Below are 5,270 nucleotides of genomic sequence, written 5' to 3'. Positions count from 1 at the left end.
GCGCACCTCACAGACTTCGTTGTCGCCTACAATTTCGGCCGCCGGCTGAAGACCCTTAGGGGGCTCACACCCTACGAGTTCATCTGCAAATGCTGGACTTCAGAGCCAGAACGATTCAGGCTCGATCCAATCCATCAAATGCCGGGACTGAACACCTAAGGCCTCGGACACATAACCAGTAACCGAAGGTTGCGGCGACGGGGGCGCCAAGGCCGCCTAGGTGCTCGATAACCGGCACTCTCCCGTTTACTGTCCTACGCACGATCCGCGGCTCTGTTGGCCAACGCCTGGGGGGAAGTCGAACTTACTCGGTAAGCTCGCTGGTAGAATTTTGAGGAACGACAGGCGTGTCAGCGTCGGCCTGCGCCGGCTTGAAAATGGACAAGGGCTTKAGATCCCTCGATCGCAGACTGTTGGCTCGGCGGGTCTTGATCTGCCTGCTGCTATTGCTCCCGGTACGGTCGTGACCCTTGCTCCGGGCATGACCGCGACAATACCCACCGGTTTCGCCATCGCCTTACCCAAGGGCTACGAGGCCCAAATCCGGCCTCGTTCGGGACTCGCCGCCAAATTTGGCGTCACAGTTCTCAATTCACCGGGGACCGTGGACGCAGACTATCGAGGCGAGATCAAAGTCATTCTGATCAATCACGGAAAGGCACCATTTTTAATCCAGCGTGCCGACCGCATCGCTCAGATGGTAGTGGCGCCGGTCAGCGGCGTTGCGTTTGTCGAAAGGGCGACGCTCGATGAAACTGAGCGTGGCTACGGCGGCCATGGCTCAACCAGCCGCTAAACCTAGCGAAGACCACGCTTCAGCGCTGGGCGCTCKGGGGGCCGGAGATCGGTCGCCCGCGTTGCCACGGCTGAGCCCGGTCCATGAGGAACAAGCGCTCATCGTCCCAGTGCCTTGCGGGCGTCGTTGACCGCATCGAGACACTCGTCGAATTCGCCCTCCTGTTCTTCGCGCCGCGCGACGCGCAACGCCGTCTCCAGTTTGCGCAGGGTGGCCGCCGGCGGCTTCCTGGCGATCTCGGCCTGGATCATGACGATGCCGTTCGTGCATTCCGACCTGTCATCGGCCATTGCGGGATCGGCACCAGGGTCAGGACGGAGGTGAGAGCGAGCATGCGCATGGCTTGCCTCCGTCACTTCACGATGAAGGTGCCGGTCATCCCCTGAGCCTCCAGGCCCTGGATATACCAGGGGTACTCGCCCGGCCGGATCGCCACGAACTCGACATGGATCGTGCCCTGGTCGTCGAACTCGAGATGATGAGGCGCACCCTGCATGTGCACTTCGAGATGGTTGATGACGATCTGGTTGATCCAGCTGTTCCGGAAGAACTCCGGTGCGAAGAACTTGTACTCCTTGCCGCCCTTCGCCGTGACGGAGAGGCGGTAGGACTTGCCGGATTCCATCTCGATCTGCTTCTGGGAGACGACGTAGTCGCGGCCTTCGTCATTCCCGAGCACCAGTTCGGGCAGATTTGTCCGGCCCTTCACAAGGTCGGCGGCCGTCGCCTGGCTCAACCCGAGCAGGCCCGCCAGCAAGAACCACAGCAGATGCATGTCATCCTCCCCGTTCTTGTTGCTTTGGAATAACCTGGGATCAGTCGACCTTCGTTGGATCGTCGCTCGCGCCATCAGATATTCGATCGCGGGTCTCTCCGTCTTTGCCGGGAGCTGGCGTGATATTGCAGACCGGGCAAGGACTGGCCCGAAGCCTCTCCCTCTGTAATGATACCCAGCAATCGCCAAGGTCGACAGTAACACGGGCGCGGACGTGAAGAAGACAGAACCGCTGCCATCGTCGCTGAGGTGATCGCGATGCCGGAGGCTCGCGTCCGGAGCGTGAAGGCAGTCTTTGTCAGCACCATTCCGTTCTTAGCACAATCGAAGGAGCCGGACATGTCCTGGGTCGCATGCGGAGTGGAAGCAACGGCGTGTGCAACAGCGCGGGCAATGCAGTCTTTCGCGCCGTGCACTTGCGGGAAGCCGGCTGCCTGAGGCGCCCCGATGAAAGCCATCGTTCTTGGCGCGGCTGCGGGAGGTGGTTTTCCGCAATGGAATTGCCGGTGCCGGGTCTGCGCGCTGGCCTGGAGCAGGGATCCCCGCGCGCCCTGGCGGACGCAATCGAGCCTCGCGGTGACGCTCGATGACGAGAGCTGGATCGTTCTGAACGCGTCCCCCGATCTTGGCAGCCAGATCCGGACGACGCCGGCCCTGTGGCCGCGCGCCGAGCGCCAGTCGCCGATCGGCACGGTCATTCTCAGCAGCGCCGAGATCGACCATGTCGCCGGGCTGCTCACGCTGCGCGAGCGGCATCCGTTCGATCTGGTCGCGCTCGCACCGGTCCTTGAGGCGATCGAGGCCAACCCGATCTTCGCCGCCGTGCCGGCGCGTCGCATGATCGCGACGGCCGCGAACCCCATCGCGCTGGCTGGCGGACTGACGGCGGAGCTGTTTCCGGTCCCCGGCAAGGCACCGCTCTATCTCGAGGAGAGCGCATCCCGGCTCGAGTCCGAGGCTGGCGAAGCGGCGGGCATCCGGATCGGCGGCGCAGGGCGCTCGCTTGTMTATATCCCGGGCTGTGCCGCCTTGTCCGACAGCGTTCGTGACGCGGCCGAAAGCGCGGACGTGGTGTTCTTCGACGGCACCCTGTTCACGGATGACGAGATGATCCGCAGCGGCGTCGGCGAAAAGACCGGTCGGAGGATGGGGCATATGCCGATCACGGGCCCTGGCGGCTCGCTGTCCTGGCTCGCCAAGCTGCCTGCGGCGCAAAAGATCTATATCCATCTGAACAACACCAATTCGGCGCTGATCGAGGGGTCGCCGGAGCGTCTCGTGATCGAAGCCGCGGGTATCGCGGTGGCCTATGACGGCATGGAGGTGCGGCTGTGACTGCTTTGCTATCGCCCGAGGAACTGGAACAGCGCCTGCGCGAGGTCGGAGAGGCGCGCTATCACGACAAGCACCCCTTCCACACCAGACTGCATTCCGGACGGTGCACGAAGGGCGAGGTCCAGGCCTGGGCTCTCAACCGCTTCACCTACCAGGCCCATATCCCTGTGAAGGACGCGTTCCTGATCGCCCGGACCCACGACCCCGCGCTCCGCCGGGCCTGGCGCCAGCGTCTCGTCGACCATGATGGCGAGGGGGACGGTGAGGGCGGCATCGAACGCTGGCTCAGGCTCTGCGAAAGCCTGGGCCTGGCACGCGCCGATGTGCAGGCCCATCGCGGCGTGCTGCCGGCGACGCGCTTTGCGGTCGAGGCCTATGTCAATTTCGTGCGCGAGCGCCCGCTGCTCGAAGCCGTCGCGTCCTCCCTGACCGAGCTGTTTTCGCCAAAGGTCATCCGCCACCGCGTCGAAGGCATGCTGGCGCATTACGACTTCGTCAGCCCGGAGAGCCTGAGCTATTTCACCGCCCGCCCGGAACAGGCGCGGCGCGATGTCGAGACCGCGCTTGCCTATGTCACGGCCCATGCCCGCACGCCGGCCGAGCAGGAGGCGGTGATCGCGGCGCTCGAATTCAAATGCGACGTGCTCTGGGCCATGCTGGATGCGCTCCATCACGCCTATGTCGAGCCTGGCCATATTCCGCCCGGCGCCTTCGTGCCGGCGCGCTGATCATCGCGGTCCTGAGCGGCTGAGCCTGCAAAGCTGATTGCTGCGCCGGGCGCCAAGCCTTATCCTGCTGCCTGCGTGGCCTGCTCGACCTGCTATGATGTCAGGGAGATGCGATCGTGAGCGGAAAAGCTTTCGCCGTCTTGCTCTGCCAGGTCATGGCTCTGGTGCTGGCGATCGCGCCATGGCCGGCGCAGGCGCAGGAAACGCCGGTCGATATCCTGTTCGCGCGTCCTCATCTTTCCGGCGTGTCTTCGGGCACGGAGCTGACCTATCGGCTTGAGCGCTTGCCCTCCGACACGAAACGGCTGGGCGAGCCCTTCGGCGACGATATCAAGCTCGTGGTCAGATCCGTTGCAGCCAACGGCAGCCGCAATGTCGACCTGCGCCTGTTCACGGGCGAGCGGGCGCGCGAGCCTATGTCGATTACCGATCTGACCGGCAATCCGGTGCTCGTCATCTTCCTCGATCGGGCAGTGAGCAACATGGCGCAGCTCACCGGTGGAACGACGCCCTATTTCAAGGACCGGCTGCGCGCCGGCCTGCGCGACAAGGCAACAAGCGAGGCCACCAAGGTCGAATTCGAGGGCAAGACGCTGGATGCGACGCGGATCACCGTCAGGCCCTTTGTCGACGATACCAATATCGGGCGGATGCTCGGCTATGAGGACAGCCAGTTCGAGATTCTGGTGGCTGAGGCCGCGCCTGGCATGCTGCTCCAAATGACCTCAAGGTTCGTCAGCACATTGCCGGATGCGCCGAAACTCGAGGAGCGCATCGTCCTGAAATCGGCGAGCGCCCAGCCATGAGCACGGTCGGGACGGCAGGAGCGCGGCACCACGGGTTTCTGACGGCTCTGGCCGGGGGGCTGCTGGCGACGATCCTCGCTGCGGGCAATGGCGGCGCAGCTGAGACGCCGGTCAATGACTATCCGACGGTCGCACGCGCCGATTACATCTTCGGGTGCATGGCCGCGAACGGCCAGACCCGTACGGCGCTGGAGAAATGCTCGTGCTCGATCGACGTGATCGCGTCTGTGCTGCCCTATAGGGCCTATGAGGAAGCCGAGACGATCATGTCCGTGCGCCAGCGCGGCGGTCAGAACGCCTCGATGTTTATCTCCATGCCCTTGATGCGCGAGAAGGTCGCACGCCTGAAGCGGGCACAGATCGAAGGCGAATTGCGCTGCTTCTGATCTGGCGATGTCCCAGCTGCCGGGGCTTCGGACGACCGGTTCAGTAGACCACGACGCTTCGGATCGACTTGCCCTCATGCATCAGGTCGAAGCCGTGATTGATCTCGTCCAGGCTGAGCTTGTGGGTGATCAGGTCGTCGATATTGATCTTCCCCTCCATGTACCAGTCGACGATCTTCGGCACGTCGGTGCGCCCGCGCGCGCCGCCGAAGGCGGTGCCTTTCCAGACCCGCCCGGTGACGAGCTGGAACGGCCGGGTCGCGATTTCCTTGCCGGCTTCGGCGACCCCGATGATGATCGATTCACCCCAGCCGCGATGGCAGCATTCCAGCGCCTGGCGCATCACGTTGGTATTGCCGGTCGCGTCGAAGGAGAAATCGGCGCCGCCGCCGGTCAGATCGACGATCGCCTGCACCACCTTGTCGTTGCCGATCTCGGCCGGAT

At 63.8% G+C, this 5,270-nt stretch carries 8 protein-coding genes and 1 pseudogene; 6 read left to right on the top strand and 3 right to left on the bottom strand.

Features of this window, described 5'->3' with window-relative positions; all coding sequences use genetic code 11:
• Positions 1 to 159: pseudogene (locus tag AC1DIO_RS34965) on the top strand (IS481 family transposase); the annotation flags it as partial.
• A 169-nt stretch (positions 160 to 328) separates the two neighbouring features.
• The gene (gene dut / locus AC1DIO_RS34960; protein WP_476854917.1) at positions 329 to 796 is read left to right on the top strand and encodes a dUTP diphosphatase; all 468 of its coding nucleotides are present in this window, start codon (positions 329 to 331) and stop codon (positions 794 to 796) included.
• Positions 797 to 894: 98 nt separating this feature from the next.
• Here the strand turns inward: dut and AC1DIO_RS34955 are convergent, their stop codons facing one another.
• Positions 895 to 1,086, bottom strand: a complete 192-nt coding sequence (locus AC1DIO_RS34955; RefSeq protein WP_441508403.1) for a hypothetical protein — start codon at positions 1,084 to 1,086, stop codon at positions 895 to 897.
• Positions 1,087 to 1,148: 62 nt separating this feature from the next.
• Positions 1,149 to 1,571, bottom strand: coding sequence for a cupredoxin domain-containing protein (locus AC1DIO_RS34950; RefSeq protein WP_441508404.1), 423 nt, complete (start codon positions 1,569 to 1,571; stop codon positions 1,149 to 1,151).
• 447 nt (positions 1,572 to 2,018) lie between these two features.
• On the opposite strand from AC1DIO_RS34950, the gene pqqB reads away from it, so the two are divergent.
• The 4 genes from pqqB to AC1DIO_RS34930 all read left to right on the top strand — a co-directional run bounded on the left by pqqB (position 2,019) and on the right by AC1DIO_RS34930 (position 4,826).
• Positions 2,019 to 2,906, top strand: coding sequence for a pyrroloquinoline quinone biosynthesis protein PqqB (gene pqqB, locus AC1DIO_RS34945; protein WP_441508405.1), 888 nt, complete (start codon positions 2,019 to 2,021; stop codon positions 2,904 to 2,906).
• Positions 2,903 to 3,634 (top strand): pyrroloquinoline-quinone synthase PqqC, encoded by a 732-nt coding sequence (pqqC, locus tag AC1DIO_RS34940; RefSeq protein WP_441508406.1) that lies wholly within the window; start codon positions 2,903 to 2,905, stop codon positions 3,632 to 3,634. Before pqqB ends, pqqC begins: the two co-directional genes overlap by 4 nt.
• 116 nt (positions 3,635 to 3,750) lie before the next feature.
• Positions 3,751 to 4,440, top strand: coding sequence for a hypothetical protein (locus AC1DIO_RS34935; RefSeq protein ID WP_441508407.1), 690 nt, complete (start codon positions 3,751 to 3,753; stop codon positions 4,438 to 4,440).
• Positions 4,437 to 4,826 (top strand): hypothetical protein, encoded by a 390-nt coding sequence (locus AC1DIO_RS34930; RefSeq protein ID WP_441508408.1) that lies wholly within the window; start codon positions 4,437 to 4,439, stop codon positions 4,824 to 4,826. Before AC1DIO_RS34935 ends, AC1DIO_RS34930 begins: the two co-directional genes overlap by 4 nt.
• A 40-nt stretch (positions 4,827 to 4,866) precedes the next feature.
• On the opposite strand, the gene AC1DIO_RS34925 is transcribed toward AC1DIO_RS34930, so the two are convergent.
• On the bottom strand, positions 4,867 to 5,270 hold a 404-nt coding region (locus tag AC1DIO_RS34925; RefSeq protein WP_476854916.1), incomplete at its 5' end, for a zinc-binding dehydrogenase.

The sequence above is a fragment of the Allobosea sp. 05T439 genome (assembly GCF_056396005.1).
Note: the sequence above shows the minus strand (reverse complement) of the source record. Positions and strands in the feature narration are given on the sequence as shown.

Excerpts from the sequence above, each read along its gene's own strand:
- AC1DIO_RS34955 (WP_441508403.1), bottom strand. The coding sequence starts at position 1,086 with ATGGCCGATGACAGGTCGGAATGCACGAACGGCATCGTCATGATCCAG.
- AC1DIO_RS34950 (WP_441508404.1), bottom strand. The coding sequence starts at position 1,571 with ATGCATCTGCTGTGGTTCTTGCTGGCGGGCCTGCTCGGGTTGAGCCAG.
- AC1DIO_RS34930 (WP_441508408.1), top strand. The coding sequence starts at position 4,437 with ATGAGCACGGTCGGGACGGCAGGAGCGCGGCACCACGGGTTTCTGACG.